The sequence below is a fragment of the uncultured Acidaminococcus sp. genome (assembly GCA_900538365.1).
GTDB lineage: Bacteria > Bacillota > Negativicutes > Acidaminococcales > Acidaminococcaceae > Acidaminococcus.
In genome coordinates this window covers 1-23,651 of sequence record UPXT01000032.1, presented here as the reverse complement: position 1 = coordinate 23,651, position 23,651 = coordinate 1, and the positions used below count along the sequence as shown (strand labels likewise).

The window sequence follows — 23,651 nt, the reverse complement described above, 5'->3', positions numbered from 1 at the left end:
CTTTGTTGATGATTTCTCGCAAAACCATTTTAGCATGAGGCTTCACTATGGATTTTTATTTTTTGATTAACTGTTCAAGTTCATTTTACAACTGACCGATTTTCCTGGACGCCCTTTTCACGCCTATTTGAGCACGCCTCTAACGGCCCCCATACCAAGGAGGACTCCCAAAAGACACAGGCCCACACTAAGGGCAGCATAAAGGAACCCTTTGGCCAGGTCCCCTCGGTAAAAAAGGGTCACGGTCTCCAAGGAAAAGGTTGAAAAGGTCGTAAATCCGCCGCAAAATCCGGTTTTCCAAAAGAGCAAAAAGGCGCCGCTCGTGCCGTGGGTTGCGGCAAGTTCCGTAATGGCCCCGATGACAAGGGCCCCCAACAAGTTCGTCAACAGCGTCATGGCCGGAAAGTCCATGCCCACAGGCATCAGGCTCAGTCCATAGCGGCAGGCGGCACCAAGGCCGCCGCCCAAGAAAACGTAAAGCACGCTCACGGCAATCCCCCTCTATCCATAAAGAAAGGGGCGTGCCCTGTGCGCGCCCCCAAAAAGCGAGTAATCAGCCCAAATAGGTCAAGAATGTCTGGACCTGGTTCTTTAGTTCCGACTTTGTGCTGTCAGAAAGGACGAGTTCGTCCGTTTCAAATTCTTCCGGTGTGATGGCCATCCCGACTTGGGTGGAAATCATGTCGACACCGATGAAGTCAAGGAGTTCTGTCAGTTTTGCCCGGGCAAAGCTAGCGGCGGAACGGCCGGAAGCCCCAGTTATGGCCGCTTTTTTGCCCCAAATGACGGACGATTCACGAACGCCCGGCTGCGTGGGACGGCTCAGCCAGTCCAGGAGGTTTTTGAGGACGCCGGGATAGCTGTGATTATATTCAGGCGTAAAGAACCAGAGGCCATCGGCTTCGGCCACTTCTTTACGGACACGTGCCACTGCTTCAGGAGCCGGGAACTCAATATCCTGGTTCATCTGGGGCAGATCCTCATAGGAAAGGATGGAGACATCCGCCTTTTTTTCAAGCATTTTCTGGGCCATCAGGGCTGCTTGTCGATTAAAGGCTTTTTCCCTCATGGATCCTACAATGAGCAGTACTTTCTTCATGCTTATCGACTCCTTTCGATATCACTCATCCTCCGCTTCTTGGGAAAGGAAGCGGCGAACTTCATCAGTAAAGCGCCCTAGGACGGGCGACAAGAGCGGACCCTTTTTCCACACGAGATACGAACGGTTCTCGATCGGTGGGTCAAGGGGTTTCATCAAGAGGCCTTCCGGCACATAGGGAAAGTCTAATCCCAGGGCAATGCCGAGGCCCTGCTCCACCATCACGCATTTATTGAAAAGGGACAGGTTCATACGGTTCATCGAGGTACATCGGTTCCCATAGGCACCCAGCCAATTGTCGATCAGGTTTTGCACCGATTTTCGTTCCGCCGTGATCAGTCGTTCCTGGGAAAGGTCCTTAGGGGTAAGGGCCTCTTTTTGGGCAAGGGGATGGGCTTTAGGAAGCAGCGCTGTCCAGCGGTCCTTTTTGGGCAGTTCAAGAAACTGGTAGCGTGTAATGTCCACCGGTTCAATAAGGACGCCAAAGTCAAGGAGGCCCTGGTCCAAACGGCAGATGACATCGTCAGCAATGGCCGTATAAACGGAAAAGACGACATCTGGATAACGGGCCTGCAGGGATCTCATGACACGGGACAGGAAGACCATATTCACGGTCTCACCAATCCCGAGGGAAATTTCCCCAGCAATGATTTCCTCTTTCTGCTTCATTTCCGCTTCCGTTCGGTCAGCCAGTTCCACCAGGTCCTGGGCTCGCTGTTTAAGGCGCATACCCGATGCGGTCAGGAAAATATGATGTCCATTGCGGATAAACAATGTCGTTCCCAGTTCCTGTTCGAGTTGGTGAATCTGCCGCGAAAGGGTAGGCTGCGTCAAATGCAGTACAGAAGCGGCTTTTGTCATGTTCTCCTCACGGGCAATGGCAAGAAAATAGCGCAGGACCCTGAGTTCCATGAGCACATCACCTCCATCAACAGAATACGTCCACAACCTAACAATAACGGAGTTCTTTTTCCGTTTGAATACTCACATTGTAGCATAAAAATGAATCTCTCACCACTAGGGAATGAAGAAAGACGATGATTTTTCACAAATAATTTTGAAATATTCACAAAGTGCAAACAAATTTGCAGGCCTTTGCAAAGTTCTTTTGTCTTTTTCCTTTTTTTCAAGTAGAATAACGGTAGAATAAAGGAATCAATGATCCGATCAGGTACAGGAGGAAAACCGATGATCAAAAAGATTGCCGCAATTTCATTCAGCCCCACGGGCAGTACGCGTGACCTTGTCGACAAAGCGGCGGAAACGCTGGCGGGACGTCTTAAACTGCCCCTTTCCTATGACAGCTTTACCCTGCCTAAAGATCAAAAGAAGGTCCGCCGATTTACGGAAGAAACCCTCGTGGTTTTCGGCATGCCCACCTATGCTGGCCGCGTGCCCAATAAGGCCCTGCCCTTTTTAAAGACCCTCTTTGTCGGCGGCGGCGCGCCCGCTGTGGCCCTTGTGACCTTTGGGAACCGCAGCTATGATTCCTCGCTAACGGAACTTAATGAAGAACTGACAGCTGCTGGATTCCGTGTCTTTGCAGCCGGTGCCTTTGCGCGGCCCCACGCCTTTGCCAATATTGGCCATGAGCATCCGACCAAGGAAGATAACAACTTACTGGAAACGCTCCTTGGCGTTGCGGAAGTCAAGATCGGGCAAGAAGATTTTGGGTCCATCACCATCAAGGACGGCGCTCCTGTAGGCCCCTACTACATTCCTTTGGGCGAAGACGGTGAGCCGGCAAAATTCCTCAAGGCAAAACCCCTCACCGATTTTGCAAAATGCGACCACTGCGGCAAATGCGCCGCCGTATGCCCCATGGGAGCCATCAACAAGGACAATACGGACGAGGTACCGGGAACGTGCATCAAATGCCAGGCCTGCATCGTCTACTGCCATAGGCATGCAAAATTCTTCCACGATGACCGGTTCCTGTCCCATAAGGCCATGCTGGAGAAAAACTATGTGAGGACGGCGCAGTCCGAGATCTTTTATCGCTGACGCGCAAATCATCTCCTGCCGAGGGGCCCGCTGAGGCCTGTCTGTGCGTCTTTTTTCGGCTCACAAGGCCAGCAAAAAATCCCAACGATCTGGAAGGGTCCTGTCGTTGGGATTTTTTATTTTTTTATTGACAAAAGTCCATTAAGACGCCTTGCGCGAGGAGCTAGCTGCGTTTTTTCCTTAGGCGGGACGGGCGGCTTCCGCCTTATTTTCTTCTCTTGCGTTCCTTACGTCCTTAGGAATGACGATGGTTTTCCCCTCTTCAGGGGCCAGATCCATATGGAATTTAAGGGACAGGGAATCCAGGAAAGCCGTGGCCATGGCTTGCTGCGTTGTCGATAATTTCTTTCCGCGCTTTGCTTCTTCCGCCTCTTTTTGGATCAAGACCGTGGTTCGCACGAGTTCTGTCAGATCGGCATCATAACTTAGAGGAAGATGGGTCTTTTCATCGATCGTAACGAGGTAATTTTGCTGCGCCAAGGCGTCAAGGAAGCGTTTTTGATACTTGTCAGGCAGGGGGTCTTCCGATCCACCAATATATTTGAGGATGCCTTTGCTGGCAGCCTTTCCCCAAAGGGGCTCAAGGGCATCCATCCGAAAGAGGATGACTTCCTTACCGCCATCTTGCGAAAGTACATGGGCCGAGCGGATGGAACGGGTCATAAGGTCCTTGACGGCCGCCATATCAAGGGGCGCCGCGTCGGCTTCTTTCGGAACCGTTTCCTTGACCCACAGGTTCTTTTCCTTTGCGTAGGTCACATACGCGTCCTGGGTCTCTTCCGTATAGATTTCAATGGGCACGCTGGCTGCCGCTTTCCCGCCAAGTCCCTCGGTCCTCACGGTCCCTACGGAATGGCTGACGGAATAAGGCTCCATATGGATCTTGCCGGTTACATCCAAATCGGCTGAAAGAAGGAAACTCACCACTTTTCCCTTGACTCGATACGTAAGGTTCTGATCTGTATGCGTTTTAAAATAATCATTGAGCGTTTCTGCCGAAAGGATGATTTTTTTTGCCGCGTCTTCCTTCGTAAAATCAAGGGTCATAGAGGGGTCCTTTTTGGCAGTGCCCACTTTTACGGCGCTAGGAGCCGCTTTTTTCGGGGTCTGGGCCGCACCGACCTGGCTGAAGAAGGGAACCAGCAAAAGGGCGGTCAAGGTCAGCCCCAGGGCTTTATGGGAAAAATTCATGATGATGCTCCTTTCCAATCTCTTTTCTCTATTGTCAGTTTGTTTCTGCCGATTGTCAAGGCGGGAATCGAAAACTTTTTGCGTCCGCCGCTGGATTCCGTCCTTTGACCATTCGTAAAAAAGAAGCCAGCCATAAAGAGATCTATCCTCCGTCTTATTGTCGAAATGATTTTTTTGCGTTATAGTTATCCTATCATCTCATGGGAAGGATACAAGCGTTCCCATAAAATAGACAAAAGGAGCTGAATCCTATGAACGAAGTCTTGACTGCCCTCAAAACGCGGCGCAGCATTCGGAAATTCAGGTCTGACCCTGTCCCCCAGGCACTCCTTGATGAAATCATGGAAGCGGGCCTTTATGCGGCAAGCGGTATGGATCGTCAAAAATCGATCATCCTCTGCCTCACGGATCCTGACGTCATCGCCAGACTTTCCCGTGCCAATGCCCAGATTGCAGGCTATAAAGAAGGGACGGATCCTTTTTATGGGGCCCCGGCTGTCCTTGTGGTCCTTTCACCCAAAGAGGTCCCGACGGCCCTTTATGATGGGTCCCTTGTCTTAGGAAACCTCATGACCGCCGCCCACGCCTTGGGTCTGGGTTCCTGCTGGATTCACCGGGCCTATGAGGAATTTAAGCAGCCTGTGTGGCAGGAATTTCTCCGCCAGCTGGGCCTTAAAGGCGACTATATCGGCATCGGACACTGCGTCATTGGCTATCCGGACGAACATCCGGAAGCTTCCCCCCGCAAGGGCGGACGCATCTTTTATATAGGAAAGGAAAAAAGATAATGGCTGGATTATTCTTCATGAACGACTATAACTGCGGCTGCGCGCCGGAAATCCTTGCCCGTCTCACAAAGGAAAATCTGACGCCCCACGTAGGCTACGGCAGCGATGAAATCACAAAGGAAGCGGCCCAAAAGATCCTTGATGCAGCCGGCGTTCCGGAAGGCGGCGTTTACTTTGCGGCCGGCGGCACGCAGGCAAACAGCATCGTCATCTCCCATTTCCTTAAGACCTACCAAGGCGTCATCTGCGCCCAAACAGGTCACATCAACTGCCACGAAGCAGGCGCCATTGAAGCGATGGGACACAAGGTCCTCACCCTGCCGGAAAAAGACAAGGTCTCCGCAGCAGCCCTTGAAACCTACCTCAAGGCCTTTTATGAAGATGAATCCTACACAGCCATGGTCCAGCCCGGCATGGTCTACATTTCCCATCCTACGGAATATGGCAGCCTCTATACGCTCAGTGAAGTGGAAGCCATCCGTGCCGTCTGCAACACCTATGGCCTTCCCCTTTATATCGACGGGGCCCGTCTGGGCTATGCCCTTGCCACAAAGGAAAACGAACTGACCCTGCAGGACCTTGCGCGCCTTAGCGATGCGTTTTATATCGGCGGGACCAAGGTCGGTGCCCTTTTAGGGGAAGCCATCGTCTTTCCTAAAGGGATGGATAAGCTCTTTCCGACCCACGCCAAGCGTCAGGGTGCCATGCTCGCCAAGGGATTTGTGCCGGCCATCCAGTTTTCGGAGCTCTTTACGGACCATCTGTATGAACGGCTGGGCCGTCACGGCATCGACATGGCCATGGAACTGAAAAAGGGCCTGCTGGAAAAAGGCTACGCCCTCCACATCGACTCCTATACGAACCAGCAGTTTGTCATCCTTCCGGAAAAAGTGGTCCAAGCCCTCAGGGAAAACGTCGATTTTGAGGTCTGGGAACGCAAGGATGAGGACACCCTCGTCGTGCGCTTTGTAACCAGCTGGTCCACGAAAAAAGAGGATGTGGAAAAACTGCTTTCCCTCCTGTAAGTTTTTGTACCGTGTAAAAGCCAAAGAAAAAAGGCCCTCCGGTGAGGGGCACCGTAAGGCCAGAAAAATGAACGGGAGCTTACGCTCCGGAGTCCAGATCCTGAGGGGGACTCAGAATCATCATCGCATGCAGCCATTCAAGCTGTTACCCTGATGATAACACCTTGCTTACCCATTGTATAATACATCTCTATTATGATATGATAGGTGAAAGCTATTAACTCTTTCTTTTACAGAAAAGGACATGATTATGGACAGCCGTGATTTAACCTATGTACTGACCGTGCGGGACACGCAGAATTTTTCCAAAGCCGCACAGCGTCTTTTTATCAGCCAGCCTTCACTGAGCCAATACATCCGCCGTTTGGAACAGCGCTTGGGTGAGCCGATTTTCTTTCGGGATAAGGCCCAGGTCATGCTGACGCCCTTTGGAGAAGTGTACGCGCGGGAAGCGGAAAAACTGCTTGACTCAATCCATCAAATGGAAGAAACCCTGCACCTGGCCAAAGAGCGAAACCGTTCCATGATCCGGGTAGGCATTTCCCAGTCCTATTCAAAATCCTTCGTGCCGGCCATTATCAAGATTGTCCATAAGCTGCGGCCTGATTCAGACGTGGCTTTTGTCGACGGGATTTCCACGCTCCTTGAAAAGGAAATCCTTGAAGGGCGCATTTCCTTCGGAATCTTTCCGGGACCGCCGGCGCGCAGTGATGTGGCTTTCGTTCCCCTCTGCCAGGATCCGCTCTACTTTGCCGTATCGCGGGACAACAAAAAAGCGGTCGAAATCCTAAAATCCGCTTGGAGCGGCAAATTCCTTGACTTAGCCGCTTTTCGGGACTTTCCTTTCGTCCTTCATACAAAAGGGGCCAAATTGAGGGACCTGACGTTCCACATCTGTCAAAGTTTTGGGTTCCTCCCCCGCCCCATCTGCGAATCAGAGACCCTGGATACGCTCTATTCCTTAGTGAATCACAATTATGGAGTGGCCATCCTTTCCCTGACACCCCTCACGAATCTGTCCGAAAAAGAAAACCGGGTTCTTTTCTTTCCGCTCCTGACACCGTCCGCAACGCGGACATTTGGCTTTTACTGCAGCAGGGATCAGGAAAACGATTCCTTTATCCAGAAAGTGGCGAAGGCCATGCGGATCAAGATTGAAGCAAACCATCAGCAAATGAAAGCCTTCATTGAACGGGACCGGGAACATGTCCTGGGACGCGGGTAACGCTCCAATCACATAACAATAAGAAGCCTGGAAACTGTCCCTGTCAGTTTCCAGGCTTCTTATTGTATGGGTGTTAGAGGTTGTTATTAGGATTTCAATCTGCAAACCCTTTGGTTTCCTGTGATTGAGGATCGCTACGTTTCAAATTCTACCACAGGGCAGGCATTTTGTATAATAGATAATTATGAACATGATATAGAGTAAAACTATAGCTCTTTTATTTATTTTTTACTCAGCCCAAAAGGAACGAAGGCATATTTCGGGCGTCTTAACGATGCAATTGTGGTGCGTATCTTCTTGCGGCAGGGCATGCCATCATTGGCATCAGAGCAATCTTTTAAAAGCCAATGATGACACGTACCTACATCAAGTCGGAGCGATCCTTGCTCCGACCAAAACTACAACGCCACCCGATACACACCAACAAGGGCCAACACAAAAACCAGCACCAACGCCGCAAGGCCCCAGAAGACGAGGGAAAGGAAGATTTTTTGTTCCTTTTCCTGATTGTCCTGTTCGTCAGCCATGAGCAGGGCCATGATCATGCCCCCTGTTGTAGAGACCGGCGAAAGGCCTGTAATGGTGCCGCCAATGACAACAAGGGATCCCAGTTCAATCGGGTTCAGGCCGCCCACGGTTTCCGCCACGCTCGAGACGGTGGGAAGCAGGGTCGGGAAGACAACGCCAAGGCCGGACGAAAAGAGGCTCATAATACCAGCCGTAGCTCCCATGATGGCGCTTCCTGTAAAGGGCGTCATGAGAGACGACAGGGCAAGGGTCAGCAGTTTGATTCCGCCGGTCTTGATGACGATGCTCATAAGGGTACTGACGCCGGAAACCATGATAAGAACGCCCCAGGGCACGCCTTTAAAGCTCTTACTTTCGCTAGCGCAATGGAACATAAGAAGGACCGCCGCCACGGCAAAGGAGACCAGACCGATATTGAACTTAAAAAGGACAACCAGGATGCTCATGACGACAAGGCCCGAAAGGGACAGGAGCTGCTTTTTGCTAAAGGATTCCTGCTCCCCATCTTCTGCTTCCTCCGGCACCGTGACGCGCCAGCCTTTATAGTATACAAAGCAGATCACCGCAAGAAGAAGGCCCGAAATCACCTGATTCACAAAAACGGGACGGACAGCTTGGGCCACGTCGACGCCCGCTTTTGTAAGGAGCTCATAGGTGAGGATCCCTTCAGGCGTAAGGGTAGTCATGCGGCCTGAAAAGCAGCCGCAGCAGCCGATGATGGAAAGCATAAGGGGGTTATAGCCATGGGCTTTCGCAATGGGAATGGCAAAAGCCGGCATGATGGCAAGGACCGGGATGGATCCAGGGCCGCACATGGTAAGCCCCGCCCCCATGAGGTAGATCAGGATGGGAATAAGGAAATTGTTTCTTCCTGCCAGGGAGACGATTTTCTTTGCAAGCAGGGTAATCGTCCCGTTCACAGTAAGAACGCTGAAAAGAAAGGTGACGCCCATGAGCTTGATGAAAAGGTTCGGATTGAAGCCTTTCAGGATGGACGCATCGTTCATGCCCGCAAGGCGCCCCAGGATGAGGGCAAAAAGAAGGGATACGAGACCGACATTGGTCTTGCGGAAAAAACCGAGGATGATCGCCAAAAGAAGCAGTACAAGGGAAATGACACCTAGATTCATATGCCTTCACCTCACTTAAAGACGATGCTCGTCGGGCTTTCCGTATGAACCGTTTTGCCAGTATAGGTGAGACGGCCCGTTACGGGATCGATGGCAAAGAACTTCAGCGTGTCGCTGTCTTCGTTTGCCACAACAAGTTCTGTCGCGTCAGGACTGAAGGTCATAAAGCGCGGCGTCTTGCCTTCGCAGGAAATGAACTGGCGGCTGCGCAAAAAGCCGCTCGGTTCTTCGATGCCATAGACAGCGATGCTCTCATGGATCCGGTTAGAAGCGTAGACAAAGCGGCCACTTGGGTGAACGAGACTGGCGCTTGCCTGGCCCTGGCCCACATAGTCTTCGGGCAGGGTCGGCGTCACCTGATGGGGCGTAAGGACGCCCGTTGTATCGTCAAAGGTAAAGTAGCGCATGCTGTTGCCTTTTTCGTTCACCAAATAGGCCCGTTTATTGTCCGGCGTCAGGTCAATGTGGCGCGGCTCGTCATAGGTACGGGCATCTTCGATATGAACGCGGGTCAGCTTGCCCGTTTCGTCGTTGACGCGCAGGACCCATACCCGTTCATAGCCAATCTTGCGTCCCTGCGTAGGAACAAGGAGGAACTTCCCCGTATGGTCAAGGAGGCATTCATGGGCATGGGACACGCCGTTTTCGTCAAGGCCTTCAAGATGCTCTACATAAACGGCAGCGCCCAGTTTCCCATCAGGCAGGATGGGCAGGCTTGCCACGGCTCCGCCTTGGAGGGTCGCCACAAAAAGGAACTTGTTGTTGAGGCTTGGCGTAATATAGACAGGGTTCCGGCCTTCGGCGCGGACCGTATTGAGGAAGGTCAGGCTGCCGTCATTTTCAACCTTAAAAGCACTCACATCGTTATAATCGCCATGCACCGTATAAAGAAAGGATTTTGTTCTGTCAAAAGCGAGAAAGGATGGATTTTCAAGGATTTTTGTTATCCCTTTGAGCGTCCACTCGCCATGATCGGTCATTTCGTAGCAGGAAATCCCTTTTCCCCGGGCATTACGTTTTTTTGTCGTTCTGCATCCTACATAAGCAAACATGGTGTGTCCCCTTTCCTACGCTTTGGCCAAAAGTTTTTTCGTATAGCGCAGTTTGCCGCCAGCAAGAAGGATATCAGCTTCAAGGTCGCTCACTTCGAGTCTTGCCTTGAAGGTAAAGCCCTTCGTTTTGTCCGTCACAATGAATTCGCGGTTTTTCAAGGATTCCCGCAGGTTTTCGATGGCTAGTTCGTCTTCCTGGTCAATCTTATCGTAATCTGACGGGTCAGCAAAGACGGCAGGGATGACGCCGTGATTGATGAGGTTGTTCTTATGGATGCGGGCAAACCCTTTCGTAATGATCATCTTGACGCCAAGGTACATGGGCGTAATGGCCGCATGTTCGCGGCTCGAGCCCTGTCCATAGTTGCTGCCGCCGATGATGAAGCTCTTTTTCATGGCCTGGGCCCGTTTGGCAAAATCCGGGTCATAGCGGCAGTAGGCGTACTGGGCCATGGCGGGCATGTTGGAGCGCATGGAAGAAAACTCGGCACTTGCCGGCGTAATATCATCGGTCGATACATTGTCGCGGGCTTTCAGGCTGACACGGGCCGTGAGCGCATCTTCCGGAGGATCTGCCACAGGCAGCGGCTTGATGTTGGGGCCGCGGACGATTTCCACATCATTTCCTTCCGGCGCCGGCTGGAGGAACAGGCTGTCGTTTACAGGATACGTTTCAGGCTCCTTGATGGAAGAAAGAACGGACACATCGTCCATCACTTCGTCAGCGGCCGCAAAGACGCCTTTGACAGCCGTTGCCGCGGCCGTTTCAGGGCTTACAAGATAAAGGGACGCGTCAGGCGTGGAACTGCGGCCTTTGAAGTTGCGGTTGGACGTACGGACGGAAACACCCTTGGAATTGGGGGCACAGCCAATGCCGCAGCAAGGGCCGCAGGAAAGTTCCAAGATGCGGGCACCGGCATTCAGGAGGTCTCCGATTACGCCGTCTTCCATGAGTTTGAGATAAATCTGGCGGGAACTGATGCCACAGACAAGGCTCACGCTTTCAGCGACTTGGTGACCCTTAAGAACAGCAGCCGCTTTTTTGAAGTCGCTGTAGGAACCGTTGGTGCAGCTGCCGATAAAGACCTGGTTCACGGGCACTTTCGGCGCCTCTTTAACGGTTACGACATGATCGGGCAGATGAGGCAGGGCAATGAGCGGCTCCAAGGCTGACAGGTCGATATTGATTTCTTCATCATAAGAGCAGCCTTCATCAGGTAGGATTTCTTCAAAGTCCCCTTCCCTTCCCTGGGCTCTCAGGTACTCACGGACCACCTCGTCTGCAGGGAAAAGGGATGTGGTGGCATTCATTTCAGCACCCATATTGGTAATGGTCATGCGTTCCGGTACAGAAAGGGTTTTTGCCCCTTCGCCCACATATTCAAAGATTTTTCCCGTGCCGCCCTTGACGGAAACGCGGCGCAGCATTTCAAGGACGATATCCTTTGCCGCCACCCCAGCACGCAGATGGCCCGTCAGGTTCACCTTGACAATTTGAGGCATCTTCAGGACATAAGGAAAGCCAGCAAGGGCCGTGGCAATATCCATCCCGCCTACACCGATGGAAAGCATGCCCACAGCACCGCAGCTTGGGGTATGGCTGTCGCCGCCCAAAAGGAGCAGGCCCGGTTTGGCAAAACGGCTGCAGTGCAGGGTATGGCAGATGCCGTTGCCCGCTTTGGAAAGGACTAGGCCATATTTTTTGGCAAGGGTCTGGAGATAAATGTGGTCGTCCGGCGTCTTGTTATCGATCTGCAGAAGGTTATGGTCAATGTAGCTTACGGACAGCTTCGTCTTGACGCGGGGCACATCAAGGGCCTCAAAGGCTAGATAGGCCATGACGGCATTGATGTCATGGGTAAGGGTATGGTCAACGGTCAGGCTGATTTCACTGCCCGGGAGCATGTTACTGGGTGCAGCCAAATGGCGGCGGATCAATTTACGCGCTAAATTATCTTTCATCATGAAACTCCCCTTTCTTAGGCAATCAATATCAAAGGATTCTGAAAATATCCTACCATAGGGCTTGCCTTTCGTATAATATTTGCTTATGATATATCTATAATATTACATTATAGATGAGGTGATTTCGTGGACAGCCGGGAACTGCAGTATGTCATTGTCATCAGTGAAAAAGGCAGCTTTTCCGAAGCAGCCAAATACCTTTCCGTCAGCCAGCCTGCCCTCAGCCAGTACGTGCGGCGCGTCGAGAACCGCCTGGGCTGTGACCTTTTTCTGCGCGGCTCACAGGGCCTGAGACTTACGCCGGCTGGCGTTACCTTCGTAAAAAAAGGCCGTGTCATCCTTTCTGCCATCAGCGGTCTTGAAAAGGAAATGGCGGCTTATCGCTGGGGCAAAAAAGAAGGCATTACCGTCGGGGCCTCCCAGTTTTACGGCAAGTACCTTCTTGTGCCCATGCTCGACGTCCTGCGCAGCACGGCCTCGGACCACCATGTAGAAATCATCGAAGGGTCCAGCGACCATCTTGAAGAAGAAATTCTCAAAGGGCGCCTTGATCTGGCCTTTTTCCCTGAACCCATCCATCATGAGGACATAAATTTCGTGCCGATCTATGAGGAAGAAGTCTATTTTGCCCATGCGGCGGAAAATAAGGACGCAGCAGCCCTCATTGGGCACGCCTGGGACGGAAAGAGCCTCAACCTTGCACCCTTTCGGGACCTGCCCTTTGTCATGCTCCGCAAAGGCCTCAAGTTCCATGACCTGACGCAGCGCCTCTGCCGGGAATATGACTTTTTCCCCAAAGCCATCTACGAATCGGATAACCTTGATACCGTCTACTCCCTCGTAAGCCATAACTACGGCGTCGCCTTCCTGCCCTCTACCCTGCTGCCTGTGCTGACAAAAAAAGACAGCAACGTCCGCTTCTACCCCCTCGCTTCAAAAAAGGCCCAGCGCCGCATCGGCATTGCCTACCTCGGAACAAGGTTCAAGGAAAAGAAAATGCGGACCTTGGCCAAAGAGATCCGAAACCGGTTACTTGGTGCACAAATTGCGCCTAGGTGATGGACCCGTTCTGGCCCACTATCCTTGTAAAGATATGTTTATGCAGGAAGCTCGTAGTCTATTAAAGACTCAACCGTCCTCCATTTGGGATGGAGCTCGTTGTGAGTTGTAGGTAAAAGCACGAAGGCGCGGTCCCATCAAACTGCCCTACGGGAGGAGATGTGAATTTAACCAATCCTGCAAGAAGTCTCCCGCCTCTATAGGTGGTGAGATGAATTGCAGGTTTTTCTGAGGGTTCGATGTCCTTAGAAAAACAATTGTTTCATTCACCTTCAAACATGTTTTTCGCACCTGCGCCGGAGCAAAAAAAAGCAATCGCGCTCATTCTTTTCAATGAAAAGTGAAACTGGTGCCACAAACGGCATCAGCCCTTTGGCCTGAGGTCCTTATTTGCATAGTCCCAAAACCAAAAAGGAGCGATCATGGTCTTCACGATCGCTCCTACCCATATATTGATTATCGAGCCAGTTCCTTGATGAGCTCCCGCAGGAAGTGCTCCACCCGAAGCGTCGAAGAAATACTTAGCCTCTCTTGAGGTGAATGCAGGTCAAAGATATCGGGCCCCACGGAGACACAGTCAAGGTCAGGGCAAGCAGCAACAAAAAATCCGCACTCCAAACCGCAGTGAACAGGTGTGACAAGAAGGGAGTCCTGCCTTAGGGTCTCATACGTTTTCCTAACCTTTTCCCGCAGAGAAGATTTTTTCCGGTAAGGCCAGGCTGGATACGGACTAAAAGTGGTACAGCTGCCCTCAACAAGATGCATGAGTGCCTCAATCTTTCCATACATCGCTTCAGCCCCCATAATGGCCGAAGAACGCAGTTCTATAATCCCTTTGACACATTTCTTTTTTTCATCAAAAGTCAGTTCTCCCAGATTTGCGCTGGACCTGACGCAAAAGTGATCCAGGCCTTCCATTTCAAGGATTCCTTGTGGGGCAAGCAGAAGGAATGCTGTCGTGAGTTTACTGTCCCTTGCTGAAATGACGGAAATCCTGTCTATTGATGTGGCCTCGATGTGCATCCTCATTTCCGGATTTGTTTCCTTATATTCAGAAAGGATATGGTTCCTTGCTGATTCAAGGGTCTCTACAACCGCAGGTTCCGCAACTTTATCCACAGCAATGACAGCCCTTGCTTCACGAGCTATGGCAAGACGGAAGGTACCGCCCTTAAGCTGGGCAAGACGAAAAGGAGCCGTTTTTCCTGCTGCCTCCAACCATCTTCCCAATAAAGAAATGGCACTTCCCCTTCCGCGATGGATATCTTCCCCAGAATGGCCGCCCACCATACCGTCTATGGAAAGACAGATGAATCGATCCTCTTTCTGAACGGATTCCAATTGGACGTGCTTTTGGCAACAGACCCCCATGCCCCCTGCGCTTCCAACGATGGCCTGCCCTTCCCGGGCATGATCAAGATTAAGAAGCTGGCGGCCATGAATCCTAGAAAAATCGACAGCAGCTGCACCGCTGAAGGTATCTTCTTCATCCGTTGTAAGAAGCAGTTCCAGCTCAGGATGGGAAGCAGGCGGATGTTCCATGATGGCAAGCCCTAAAGCTACGCCAATGCCATCATCAGCTCCCAGTGTTGTCCGTCCGCCGGTTCCCAGTAAATCACCACTAACTTCAAGGACAAGGGGATCTTTTTGAAAATCATGAACCACATGGGGTGCCTTTTCACAGACCATATCCATGTGGGCCTGCATAATGAGACCCGGCTTTTGGCGGGCATCCGGTGAGGCATCCCGCCGCAGGAGCAGGTTATTTCGTTCATCCTGCCAGACCGCCATGCCTTTTGCTTTGGCCCATGTCCAGATAGCATCACTGAGATTTTTTTCTTCATGGGAGTTATGGGGAATCCGGCAGAGGGCAAAGAAATGGCTGAACACCGCTTCCTTTTGGAGAGTATCCAGGGATATCTTGTTTTGGTTCATTGCCTCTTCCTCCTTTAAAATGGGCCATAGCGAATCTTTACAGCAATGGTGAGGAAGATAAAGGCAACCAGCCACCACAATCCAAAAAGCGGCAGAAGCCAGCGGAACCACTTTCCAAAGGAAATACGGGCCATAGCACAGGCGGCAACAACTTCTCCACTGGTCGGAGCAAGGACGTTTGTGAAGGCATCTCCCATCTGAAAGGCAAGGACGGCGGTCTGACGGGTCACGCCAATAAGATCAGCTAAAGGAGCCATAAGCGGCATTGTAATCGCAGCCTGGCCACTTCCCGAAGGAACCAGGATGTTAAAGATATCTTGGATTACAAACATTCCGCAAGCCGTCAGGACTGGAGGCAGCCCATTTAACAGTCCAGCCAGAAAATAGATGATTGTATCCATGATATGAGCTTCCTGCATGATGATCGTCGCGGCATTGCACATGCCTATGACAATATTGGCAAATAGCAGGTTCCCACATCCCTTGAGAAAAGCATCGGCAATTTCACCAGCTGAAAGGCCGCCAATGATGCCACTGACGATTCCACAGAATAGAAAGAGTCCAGCCATTTCGTTGATATAAAAGTCAAATTTCAAGACGCCCACGATAACGGCAGCAATGGTAAGGACAAACATCAAAAGAACCATTTTATGACGTGTTGTCATATGGGGAACTTCTTCAGCTTCCAAAGTCCTGTTATACTTCAGGTCTTCCTCATGGACCGATGAGCGTTCGGGATGTTTTTTAATGCGGTGCGCATACCAAGTCACGTAGCCAATCGATACCAAGATCAGAGCTGCAAACAGGGCAAGACGCAGCTGCAGTCCGGAAAATAAAGGCAGCCCTGCAATGCCTTGGGCAACGCCCACCGTAAAAGGATTGGTCACAGCACCTGCGTATCCAGAAGCAGCTGCACAAAAGACGATGCCAATCCCTGTCAGGGAATCAAATCCCATGGCAACCGTAATACCAATGACGAGAGGAATGAAGGCGAGGAATTCTTCGAAATTCCCGGCAAAACAGGACCCCATCCCAAAAAGGACCATGCAGACAGGAATCATCAAGAGCTCACGGCCCTTCATCTTACGGACAATGTTGGATAATCCAGCTCCAATGGCGCCTGTTGCCTCCATAATAGCAAAAGTGCCGCCAATAATGAAAAGAAAAGAGATGATTTCTGCTGCATTTTGCAGCCCTAAGGTCAGGGATTGAAGGAGAAAGAAAAAAGAAACGGGCTTTTGCTGCACATAAGAAAAGGAAGCAGGATCAACGATTTCCTTGTTAATCACGGGATCAAGGATTCGGGCATATTCCCCTGCAGGAACAACATAAGAAGCGAGAAAACAAAGAAATACAATCAGAGCAAGCAGGACCATTGGATTTAACGCATGAAGGGAGCGTTCTTTCTGCTTTTCATTAACGGCTTGACTCATCATAAAACACCTCACTTTTGATAGGATTGATTTCCTCCGCCAGTATTTCATCCTGGAGAATCCAGGGTAAAAGGGATTGACCTAACGGGGGACGGTTGACTTTGCTGAAACCTTTTCAAGGACAAAGAGAAAGACTTTTTGGAAAGCTTCTTCCAAGGGGCGGGGATCTTCTTTCTTAAGAAGGCTTGCTTGATGCAGATAACGTTCATGGAGCGCAATAATGGTCTCTAACGTGAGGGCCGCATCTTCCCTTCGGATGGTGCCCTCTGCCACGAGTTCGTCCATTATGACCTGGTCACGTTCAAACAAGGTTCCTCGCTGGAGCATCTCCCGCAGGGGCAAATCGGGGATTTTTTGGATTTCTTCAGGATAAAGGACCTTGTAGTAGGTGCTGATGACCTGCCCCAAATCAACATGATGGTTTCCAAAGAACATGTGATAGAACACTCGGGGCCAAACAAAAGCGATTTGATTAAAGCAGGCATAGATGGTTTGATATTTTTGGAGAGCGTTCATGGAAGGCTTGATTCGGCCGGCCAAAAGGCAGACATAGTCACTGAGAAAACCAACCGAACCATAAATAATCAGCTCATCAAGATCCCGAAAATAGTGATAGAGGGTTGCTGCATTGTAACCTGCTCTTTGAGCAATCTCACGAATCGTCAGGTGATCATAGCCATCTTCCTGCAGGATATGTTTGGTCGCCTCAATAAAAAATATCATTGTTCGTTTCTGACGGATTGTCATCTCTTCCCCAAGGGATGAAATCAGTTGTTTTTGATCGTTCATAGGGGCTCCTTTCTTGCAAATTCAGAATTGACAACACTCCCTGTTTCTACGTATAATACAGATAATTCTAATATCTATCTTGATTATAATTCAATCATGATTGAAAATCTATTGAAAATTATCCATCAAAGGTGGTGAAACCATGAAATTTTCAAATGAACGTAGGGGAACCCTCTTGGTTCTTTTAGCCGCTGTTTGTTGGAGCATCAACTCGCCCATCGTTAAATACCTGACCCTTGATCCCTTTCTCATCTGCGGGTTACGTTCCCTTATTGCAGGTCTCGCCCTCCTTCCCTTTTTGCGGATCAGGGAAATCAGGAGAAACCGCTGCCTTCCACTATACTTTATTTCATATACCGCACTTTGCCTTGCCGTGATTGTTTCCTTATCGCTTACGAGCCCTGCCATTGCCATCGGCATGCAGTATACGGCCTCCCTGTGGATCTTTATTGGCACCGTCGTGGTGACCCGTCAGCTTCCTTGGCGGCAGTTTTTGCCGGTCCTTATCATCTCAGCCGGTGTCGTCATCTTCATGATGAGCGGAGGATCTGGGGACTCCAATGCGACTGGAAATACGATTGCCTTATCAGAAGGCATATTTTTTGCACTCATGACACTTTCCTCAAAAAAAGTAACGGACACTAATGCCTTGGGCGCCGTTTGTCTGGCAAATCTCGCAACGGCAGGCGTCGTATTTCTTTTGTTTGAACCAGCACGCCTCGGGTTTGCTGCCATGACTCCGCTTGACTGGATCTTGATGCTCATCATGGGGATTATTCAAGTAGCAGGCGGTTATGGCCTATTTGCCATGGGCGTACAAACCATTTCCGCTCAAAAAGCATCCCTTCTTGCACTTCTTGAAATGATCCTGGCGCCACTTTGGGTCGCGCTCTTTATTGGAACGATTCCTCCTATTTTGGTGCAGATTGGGTTACTTGTCGTCCTTGCAGGCCTCCTTTTAGAAACCCTGGGCAAAAGAAGGCATGAGAAAGTCAAGAAATAAGCCCGCAAGACACTTTTTAGCTTACATTTGCGTTTTTCTATAAAAACTATCCGAATATTTTTCGTATTCGCAACCTTCCCTCATCCCTTGAATCATCCCTCCTAACGTGATAGGATACGAACATCCTTTCCAGATGGGAGGTCTTTTTTTATGGTAAGTGCGGCAGATTACCGCAATAAATGGTCCGTTTTTGTCATGTCCCTGCCGATTTTTATCGAAATTAGCCTGCAGATGCTTGTTCCCAACATGGACCAGTTCATGCTCAGCCGTTATTCCCAGGAAGCCGTTGCTGCTGTAGGAAACGACAATATGATTGTCAACATGATCATCCTCACTTTGTCGGTCCTATCCCAGGCGGCAACCATTCTCATTGCCCATTACCGGGGCTCCGGAGAAAGGGAAAAAGCAAGCCAAGTCGCTTCCGTTTCCCTCCTCTTGAACCTGATCCTTGGCAGCTTCATCAGTTTCATTCTCTTTTTCTTTCCTGACATATTCCTTCATCTTTTGGGGATACCGCCGGAAATCTGGACGGAAGCGCATCTTTATCTGCGCTGGATTGGCCTTTTTGTCGTGATTCAAAGCGTTTATATGGCTTTTATCGCCTTTTTGCGTGGGTTTGGGCTCCTGCGAGAAACCATGCTCGCTTCGTCTATCATGAACATTCTCAATATTTCAGGCAACATGATGTTGATCCACGGGTTGGGTCCCATCCCCTCCTTGGGCGTCCTCGGCGTATGCATCTCGACCAATACGGCAAAGACCTTGGGACTCATCCTGGTCATGATCCTCGTACGGAAAAAGACGACCCTGCGCTTTGATTTTTCCCACTTCCGTCCTTTTCCCAAAAAGACTTTGGGCCGCTTGCTCTACCTCGGTATTCCGTCTGCTGGAGAAACATTTTCCTATAATCTATCCCAGACAACGCTCATGATGTTTGTCAATCTCTTTGGTGTCGCTGTCATCACAACAAAGGTCTATGCCTACATCATTGCGATGATCAGCTACCTTTATTCCCAAGCCCTTGCCATGGCCACCCAGATCCTTGTCAGCTACTTCAAAGGGGCCGATGACAACAAGCAAGTTGATAAACAGGTGAAATTCACGATTTTTGTTTCCCTGATTCTTTCCGGTACCTTGAGCATCCTCGTCTATTTTAACTGCGATGCTATCTTTTCCCTTTTTACGAGTGATCTGGAAGTCCATCAACTGGGAAAGACCATTATGTTCGTCGACATCTTCCTTGAAATGGGACGGGCCGTCAACATGTGCATGGTCATGGCCCTGAACGCCGCCAGCGACGTAAAGGCGCCCATTACGATTGGGATCATCTTCATGTGGTCCGTATCCGTTTTGGGCGGTTGGTTCTTTGGCGTCCATCTTCTCTGGGGCCTTGTCGGCATCTGGGTCGCCATGGCCCTTGATGAATGCAGCCGCGGTCTCGTCTTTTTTTGGCGCTGGCATCAGGGTACGTGGCGCAGGGCACTCATCTGAGCAAAAGGGCCATGAAACATCGCCTCAAATAGATAAATAGGCCCATCCGGTTTCCTTTAACCGGATGGGCCTATTTACGCTGATTGACCAGGGTCCTCCCTTTATCTGCCGTACATCTAAAGGAAGGTCAGCTGCCTTGCTTCAGGTTGCTTTTTCTCATCAAAAAAGTACTGCAAGGACAATCTTGCAGTACAGCCATGTCAGTTATGTTCCTTTTGATAATTGGAAATAATGATGGACCCATCAAGGATGGTCTTTACCATTTTCACAAAATACGCGGCTTTTTGTTCCACATCAAAATCCTTCCCCCGCTTGATGGCTTCATGAAGGAACGTATGATAGAGGGAATTCAAAAGCACAGGCGTAATCTTTTCAACTTCTTCCGTATAGTTTTCTTCCCGCAGCAGATTGGTAAAAAGCAGGCGGTACTTATTCACCAAGATTCCCTCGCGCATCACCTGGGCAAAACCGGCATCAATGCCGTTGAGCTCTTCGGGGTAAAGCTGGTTGAAATAGACCCGCATAATGTGACCCAGTTCTTCGCTGTGGGGACCATAGAACATATTATAGAAAGCCTTTGGCTTTCTAAAGCTTACACTGGCAAGGCTGCGGAAGAAATAGATGTAGCGGTCCTTCCAAGTCATGTCGTCCCTGCGTCCTTCCAGAACCTTTTGGAAAACATCGCGAAAAAAGCTCACGGAACCAAAAAGGATCAACTCATCCAGATCTTGGAAATAATTATAGATTGTCGCACTGTTGTAGCCAGCCTTCGCGGCAATCTTGCGGATGGAAAGTCCTTCCTCTCCAACCGAATCCATGAGACTTTTCGTAGCTTCGATAAAGATTCTCATGTTCTGGCGCTGCAAGGGGTTCAAATGGGCCTCTCCATAATCTTTTTCATTGTCCATATTAATGATGCAACTCCTTAACTTAAGATTCCCTATCATCCGCTAGGCCTCCCCACCATAACTTCCAACATGACCTTAAGCAGATGTATTTTAATGCATGTTGCTATTATACTACAAATTATGTATGTGTTAAGCCAAGTTGAAGAAATCTAATCATGTTCATCATTGCTTGAATAAGTGTTGTCATTCAGTGAACACTGCCGATGCAAAAACGTCTAACAATTTGCAAAGAATAAAGGAGGCCCTTTACAAATCACGATTAAGGTAAAGAGCTTGTGACAACCTTAAAGGGATATGCTACAATGAGGGCAATGATACCAAAGAGGAGGGCCTTTGCCATGGCAGTACCAAGAACACTTGAAGAATTGAACCAGCATCCTGTTTTTTCCTATTTTCTTTGGCTTTGTGAAATTCCCCACGCTTCCTTTAAGGAAAAAGCCCTGAGCAACGCAATCTATACGTGGGCCAAACGACACGAAAAGTGGATGAGCTGGCAAGATACGCATCATAATCTATACATCCGGAAACCCGCCACACCGGGCTATGAAGAAAAACCGGTCCTGCTCTTTCAAGCCCATCTTGACATGGTCTGTGTGGCCGCGCCGGGCGTTGTCCATGACTTCAATAAAGACCCGCTCACCCTTGTCCTTGAGGGGGACCGTCTCACAACGGGCGGCCGTACGACCTTGGGCGCTGATGACGGCATTGGCGTGGCCCTTGCCATGGCTCTCCTGGATGATGAAACCCAAGCCCATCCGGAAATCGAGGTTCTTTTCACGACAGCAGAGGAAGAAGATTTCAGCGGGGCCGCGGCGGCAGATATTGACTGGTTCCATTCCCACCAGCTCATCAATATCGATAACGCCCGGGAAAACCATGCCACTACGGGAAGCGCCGGTGGCTATGGAATCCACTATGAAAAGACTGTGACACCGGAAAAACCGGGTAAAGACCTGACCTATTTCAAGATTGGGGTTGGCGGCATGATGGGCGGCCACTCAGGGGAAGATATCCACCGCGGTCGGGGAAGCGCCATTCGGCTCCTATCCCGGATGCTCTTTGCAGCCCGCCGGGCCATTCCCATCCAGCTTGCAGCCTTGACAGGCGGCACATTCCGTCTGGCCATTGCCCGCGAGGCAAGCGCCATTATCGGGGTTCCGACCCATGTTAGGGATGGCTTCCTGGCCCTTATGGAGACCATGGAAAAGGCCCTTATGGCAGAATATAAAGGGACCAATCCTCGGCTCTTTTTCACCAAGACCCCAGTCACTGCTGATGAAATCGATGCGGTCCTTTCCATCAAGGAAACCAAGGCCCTCATCCAGTTCCTGATCCTCATGCCCCAGGGGGTCATGGAAATGAACGGCGAAGTCCCTGGTGTCGTGCAGACTTCCATCAATACGGGAAAAGTGGACCTGGACCTCAAGAAGGGACTTTTTACGACAGAATCGGAAGTCCGCTCCTCTTTTGATTCCCAGCGCGATGTCGTCAAATACCGGTTTGATACCTTGATTGAGCTTATTGGCGGTAAACTCACTGTCTACGCCGTCTATCCCGGCTGGCCCAATCACCCGGACTCCAAGATCAAGGACCTTGCAACCAAAACGTACGCCGAAGTCTTTCATAAGGAACTTGCCGCAACGCCTGTCCATGTCGGTCTTGAATGCGGTTTCTTCCTTCAAAAGCGTCCGGACCTTGACTGTATCTCCATCGGTCCTGACGCCGGCAACCTCCATTCGCCGGAAGAGTGGCTCAGCATTCCCTCCACTATGCGCATGTTTGAGTTTATTAAGGAGATTGTGAGAAAGGTGATTGAGTAAACAGCTGACGTAAGGGAGCTGTGAAGCTGTGATGCTATGAAGGCTGTCAAGCTGTCTATTCGTCCTCACGGACGAATGCTGTCTCGAGCCTTCGGCTCTGGCTGTCAGGCTATAAAGAATAAACCAAACAGCGCCAAACCGAACGCGTATCAAAGGTTCGGTTTGGCGCTGTTTCTTTAGGAATGATGCTTCGCATCGAGTACTAAGGCAAAAGACTCAACATAAAAAGAGAACCGCAAACCGAATCAAGACACGAATTCGGTTTACGGCTTTTTTTGGGGATGGCAATATTTTTGATTTGATTTATCCTAACGATTTTTCGCAGCACGAAAGCAGGAAACGGTTTCTTCTTGTTAGCACTATCTGGTTTTATCTTTTGCCTTAGAGACGGCGAATGTCGTTCCGCCTTACCAAGGCGGGGCGGATCGATTTCGGAGAAATCGAGCTCAGAGGCAAAAGACCCGACAGTGTGCCTCTCCTCGCAGATTGCTCGTTTCGACTTTTAAGGACAAAACTATTTTCTGCTGCCAAGGATTTTGTACTTTTGGTGTACAGTCTTTTGCCTTCGTGTTTCGCCTTAGAGACGGCGAATGCCGTTCCGCATAATAAAGAGGGCTTTTTTCCAACAAGTACGCACCTTTTTATAACCTAGGTCACCTTTTGGTGACTGTCTTGTACTCTCTTGCGTCTCCGCTTGTAATGAAAAAGTAAGCATCAATAAAGCATAAGGAAGGAGCCCTTGCCATGCGGACCAAAGAAGAATTGCCAGCCTGCCCCGTTGCAACGACCGTATCCCTCATTGGCAGTAAATGGAAACTGCTCATCCTCCGCAACCTACGAATCCGTTCCTGGCGATTCAACGAGCTCAAACAAGACCTTGACGGAATCAGCCAGAAAGTCCTGACCGATTCCCTCCGCAGCCTGGAAAAAGACGGCATCATCACCCGCACGGTCTATCCCGAGATCCCGCCCCGTGTAGAATATGCCCTAAGTCCCATTGGGAAGTCCATGGAGCCGATTATTCTAGCCATGGAAACATGGGGTAAGAAATACCAAGCCCTGCTTTCAGAGGAAAAATAAAAAATCCCCAGTAATGAATCTCTCATCATTCCTTACTGGGGATTTTTGTCATCTCTCGATGAGGGGAGAAATTGGTTCTATAATTTATTTTGGGGCGCTAAAGTGACCGTCCAGATTCGTGTCCTC

Annotated in this window: 20 protein-coding genes; 9 read left to right on the top strand and 11 right to left on the bottom strand. The window is 50.2% G+C overall.

Annotated elements, in window-relative coordinates; all coding sequences use genetic code 11:
* Window positions 1-123: 123 nt before the first annotated feature.
* From crcB to QZQ08_RS06995, 3 genes are all read right to left on the bottom strand, one after another.
* Window positions 124-489, bottom strand: coding sequence for a fluoride efflux transporter CrcB (crcB, locus tag QZQ08_RS07005; protein WP_296329954.1), 366 nt, complete (start codon window positions 487-489; stop codon window positions 124-126).
* A gap of 64 nt (window positions 490-553) precedes the next feature.
* On the bottom strand, window positions 554-1,099 hold the full coding sequence (locus tag QZQ08_RS07000; RefSeq protein WP_009016230.1) for an NADPH-dependent FMN reductase: 546 nt from the start codon (window positions 1,097-1,099) through the stop codon (window positions 554-556).
* Window positions 1,100-1,120: 21 nt separating this feature from the next.
* Window positions 1,121-2,011, bottom strand: coding sequence for a LysR family transcriptional regulator (locus QZQ08_RS06995; RefSeq protein ID WP_022227249.1), 891 nt, complete (start codon window positions 2,009-2,011; stop codon window positions 1,121-1,123).
* Window positions 2,012-2,287: 276 nt separating this feature from the next.
* Here QZQ08_RS06995 and QZQ08_RS06990 point away from each other — a divergent pair, with 276 nt between their 5' ends.
* Window positions 2,288-3,103: a 4Fe-4S binding protein gene (locus QZQ08_RS06990; RefSeq protein ID WP_296329946.1), complete on the top strand. Its 816-nt coding sequence runs from the start codon at window positions 2,288-2,290 to the stop codon at window positions 3,101-3,103.
* Window positions 3,104-3,283: 180 nt separating this feature from the next.
* Here the strand turns inward: QZQ08_RS06990 and QZQ08_RS06985 are convergent, their stop codons facing one another.
* Window positions 3,284-4,294: a hypothetical protein gene (locus tag QZQ08_RS06985; protein WP_009016233.1), complete on the bottom strand. Its 1,011-nt coding sequence runs from the start codon at window positions 4,292-4,294 to the stop codon at window positions 3,284-3,286.
* 251 nt (window positions 4,295-4,545) lie between these two features.
* Between QZQ08_RS06985 and QZQ08_RS06980 the strand changes: the two genes are divergently transcribed.
* The 3 genes from QZQ08_RS06980 (at window position 4,546) to QZQ08_RS06970 (ending at window position 7,332) form a co-directional block, all read left to right on the top strand.
* Window positions 4,546-5,082, top strand: a complete 537-nt coding sequence (locus QZQ08_RS06980; protein ID WP_296329938.1) for a nitroreductase — start codon at window positions 4,546-4,548, stop codon at window positions 5,080-5,082.
* On the top strand, window positions 5,082-6,107 hold the full coding sequence (locus QZQ08_RS06975; RefSeq protein WP_296329935.1) for a low specificity L-threonine aldolase: 1,026 nt from the start codon (window positions 5,082-5,084) through the stop codon (window positions 6,105-6,107). Before QZQ08_RS06980 ends, QZQ08_RS06975 begins: the two co-directional genes overlap by 1 nt.
* A gap of 244 nt (window positions 6,108-6,351) precedes the next feature.
* Window positions 6,352-7,332, top strand: coding sequence for a LysR family transcriptional regulator (locus QZQ08_RS06970; RefSeq protein WP_296329932.1), 981 nt, complete (start codon window positions 6,352-6,354; stop codon window positions 7,330-7,332).
* Between the two features lie 398 nt (window positions 7,333-7,730).
* Here QZQ08_RS06970 and QZQ08_RS06965 read toward each other — a convergent pair whose 3' ends face one another.
* From QZQ08_RS06965 to QZQ08_RS06955, 3 genes are read right to left on the bottom strand one after another with little or no spacing between them, the layout of a single operon-like run.
* Complete coding sequence (locus tag QZQ08_RS06965) at window positions 7,731-8,990, bottom strand: SLC13 family permease (RefSeq protein WP_296329930.1); 1,260 nt, start codon at window positions 8,988-8,990, stop codon at window positions 7,731-7,733.
* 11 nt (window positions 8,991-9,001) lie between these two features.
* Window positions 9,002-10,042, bottom strand: a complete 1,041-nt coding sequence (locus tag QZQ08_RS06960; RefSeq protein ID WP_296329928.1) for a lactonase family protein — start codon at window positions 10,040-10,042, stop codon at window positions 9,002-9,004.
* Between the two features lie 15 nt (window positions 10,043-10,057).
* Entirely contained in the window at window positions 10,058-12,004 is a 1,947-nt protein-coding gene (locus tag QZQ08_RS06955) for an aconitate hydratase (protein WP_366140907.1), read from the bottom strand.
* Window positions 12,005-12,133: 129 nt separating this feature from the next.
* Here QZQ08_RS06955 and QZQ08_RS06950 point away from each other — a divergent pair, with 129 nt between their 5' ends.
* The gene (locus tag QZQ08_RS06950) at window positions 12,134-13,066 is read left to right on the top strand and encodes a LysR family transcriptional regulator (protein ID WP_296329922.1); all 933 of its coding nucleotides are present in this window, start codon (window positions 12,134-12,136) and stop codon (window positions 13,064-13,066) included.
* Window positions 13,067-13,522: 456 nt separating this feature from the next.
* Here QZQ08_RS06950 and pepD (QZQ08_RS06945) read toward each other — a convergent pair whose 3' ends face one another.
* The 3 genes from pepD (QZQ08_RS06945) to QZQ08_RS06935 all read right to left on the bottom strand — a co-directional run bounded on the left by pepD (QZQ08_RS06945) (window position 13,523) and on the right by QZQ08_RS06935 (window position 17,223).
* Window positions 13,523-15,001, bottom strand: coding sequence for a beta-Ala-His dipeptidase (gene pepD / locus QZQ08_RS06945; RefSeq protein WP_296329918.1), 1,479 nt, complete (start codon window positions 14,999-15,001; stop codon window positions 13,523-13,525).
* 14 nt (window positions 15,002-15,015) lie between these two features.
* On the bottom strand, window positions 15,016-16,437 hold the full coding sequence (locus tag QZQ08_RS06940; RefSeq protein ID WP_296329915.1) for a YfcC family protein: 1,422 nt from the start codon (window positions 16,435-16,437) through the stop codon (window positions 15,016-15,018).
* Window positions 16,438-16,515: 78 nt separating this feature from the next.
* The gene (locus tag QZQ08_RS06935) at window positions 16,516-17,223 is read right to left on the bottom strand and encodes a helix-turn-helix domain-containing protein (RefSeq protein ID WP_296329911.1); all 708 of its coding nucleotides are present in this window, start codon (window positions 17,221-17,223) and stop codon (window positions 16,516-16,518) included.
* Between the two features lie 142 nt (window positions 17,224-17,365).
* On the opposite strand from QZQ08_RS06935, the gene QZQ08_RS06930 reads away from it, so the two are divergent.
* Window positions 17,366-18,226 carry a DMT family transporter gene (locus QZQ08_RS06930; RefSeq protein ID WP_296329908.1) on the top strand — a complete coding sequence of 287 codons (861 nt, stop codon included), beginning with the start codon at window positions 17,366-17,368 and terminating at the stop codon, window positions 18,224-18,226.
* A gap of 150 nt (window positions 18,227-18,376) precedes the next feature.
* Window positions 18,377-19,717, top strand: a complete 1,341-nt coding sequence (locus QZQ08_RS06925) for an MATE family efflux transporter (RefSeq protein ID WP_296329905.1) — start codon at window positions 18,377-18,379, stop codon at window positions 19,715-19,717.
* Window positions 19,718-19,917: 200 nt separating this feature from the next.
* Here QZQ08_RS06925 and QZQ08_RS06920 read toward each other — a convergent pair whose 3' ends face one another.
* Window positions 19,918-20,625, bottom strand: coding sequence for a TetR/AcrR family transcriptional regulator (locus QZQ08_RS06920; protein ID WP_296329902.1), 708 nt, complete (start codon window positions 20,623-20,625; stop codon window positions 19,918-19,920).
* A gap of 338 nt (window positions 20,626-20,963) precedes the next feature.
* Between QZQ08_RS06920 and pepD (QZQ08_RS06915) the strand changes: the two genes are divergently transcribed.
* Both pepD (QZQ08_RS06915) and QZQ08_RS06910 read left to right on the top strand, forming a co-directional pair.
* Entirely contained in the window at window positions 20,964-22,445 is a 1,482-nt protein-coding gene (gene pepD / locus QZQ08_RS06915; protein WP_296329899.1) for a beta-Ala-His dipeptidase, read from the top strand.
* 744 nt (window positions 22,446-23,189) lie between these two features.
* Window positions 23,190-23,525 (top strand): helix-turn-helix domain-containing protein, encoded by a 336-nt coding sequence (locus tag QZQ08_RS06910; RefSeq protein WP_009016243.1) that lies wholly within the window; start codon window positions 23,190-23,192, stop codon window positions 23,523-23,525.
* The last annotated feature ends 126 nt before the right edge of the window (window positions 23,526-23,651 follow it).

Coding starts and splice junctions, on each gene's coding strand:
- QZQ08_RS06925 (WP_296329905.1), top strand. CDS start 18,377: ATGGTAAGTGCGGCAGATTACCGCAATAAATGGTCCGTTTTTGTCATG.
- QZQ08_RS06935 (WP_296329911.1), bottom strand. CDS start 17,223: ATGAACGATCAAAAACAACTGATTTCATCCCTTGGGGAAGAGATGACA.
- QZQ08_RS06995 (WP_022227249.1), bottom strand. CDS start 2,011: ATGGAACTCAGGGTCCTGCGCTATTTTCTTGCCATTGCCCGTGAGGAG.
- QZQ08_RS06975 (WP_296329935.1), top strand. CDS start 5,082: ATGGCTGGATTATTCTTCATGAACGACTATAACTGCGGCTGCGCGCCG.
- QZQ08_RS06930 (WP_296329908.1), top strand. CDS start 17,366: ATGAAATTTTCAAATGAACGTAGGGGAACCCTCTTGGTTCTTTTAGCC.
- QZQ08_RS06960 (WP_296329928.1), bottom strand. CDS start 10,042: ATGTTTGCTTATGTAGGATGCAGAACGACAAAAAAACGTAATGCCCGG.
- QZQ08_RS06940 (WP_296329915.1), bottom strand. CDS start 16,437: ATGATGAGTCAAGCCGTTAATGAAAAGCAGAAAGAACGCTCCCTTCAT.
- QZQ08_RS06970 (WP_296329932.1), top strand. CDS start 6,352: ATGATTATGGACAGCCGTGATTTAACCTATGTACTGACCGTGCGGGAC.
- QZQ08_RS06910 (WP_009016243.1), top strand. CDS start 23,190: ATGCGGACCAAAGAAGAATTGCCAGCCTGCCCCGTTGCAACGACCGTA.
- QZQ08_RS06990 (WP_296329946.1), top strand. CDS start 2,288: ATGATCAAAAAGATTGCCGCAATTTCATTCAGCCCCACGGGCAGTACG.
- QZQ08_RS06985 (WP_009016233.1), bottom strand. CDS start 4,294: ATGAATTTTTCCCATAAAGCCCTGGGGCTGACCTTGACCGCCCTTTTG.
- QZQ08_RS06980 (WP_296329938.1), top strand. CDS start 4,546: ATGAACGAAGTCTTGACTGCCCTCAAAACGCGGCGCAGCATTCGGAAA.
- pepD (WP_296329899.1), top strand. CDS start 20,964: ATGGCAGTACCAAGAACACTTGAAGAATTGAACCAGCATCCTGTTTTT.
- QZQ08_RS07000 (WP_009016230.1), bottom strand. CDS start 1,099: ATGAAGAAAGTACTGCTCATTGTAGGATCCATGAGGGAAAAAGCCTTT.
- QZQ08_RS06955 (WP_366140907.1), bottom strand. CDS start 12,004: ATGAAAGATAATTTAGCGCGTAAATTGATCCGCCGCCATTTGGCTGCA.
- QZQ08_RS06965 (WP_296329930.1), bottom strand. CDS start 8,990: ATGAATCTAGGTGTCATTTCCCTTGTACTGCTTCTTTTGGCGATCATC.
- pepD (WP_296329918.1), bottom strand. CDS start 15,001: ATGAACCAAAACAAGATATCCCTGGATACTCTCCAAAAGGAAGCGGTG.
- QZQ08_RS06920 (WP_296329902.1), bottom strand. CDS start 20,625: ATGGACAATGAAAAAGATTATGGAGAGGCCCATTTGAACCCCTTGCAG.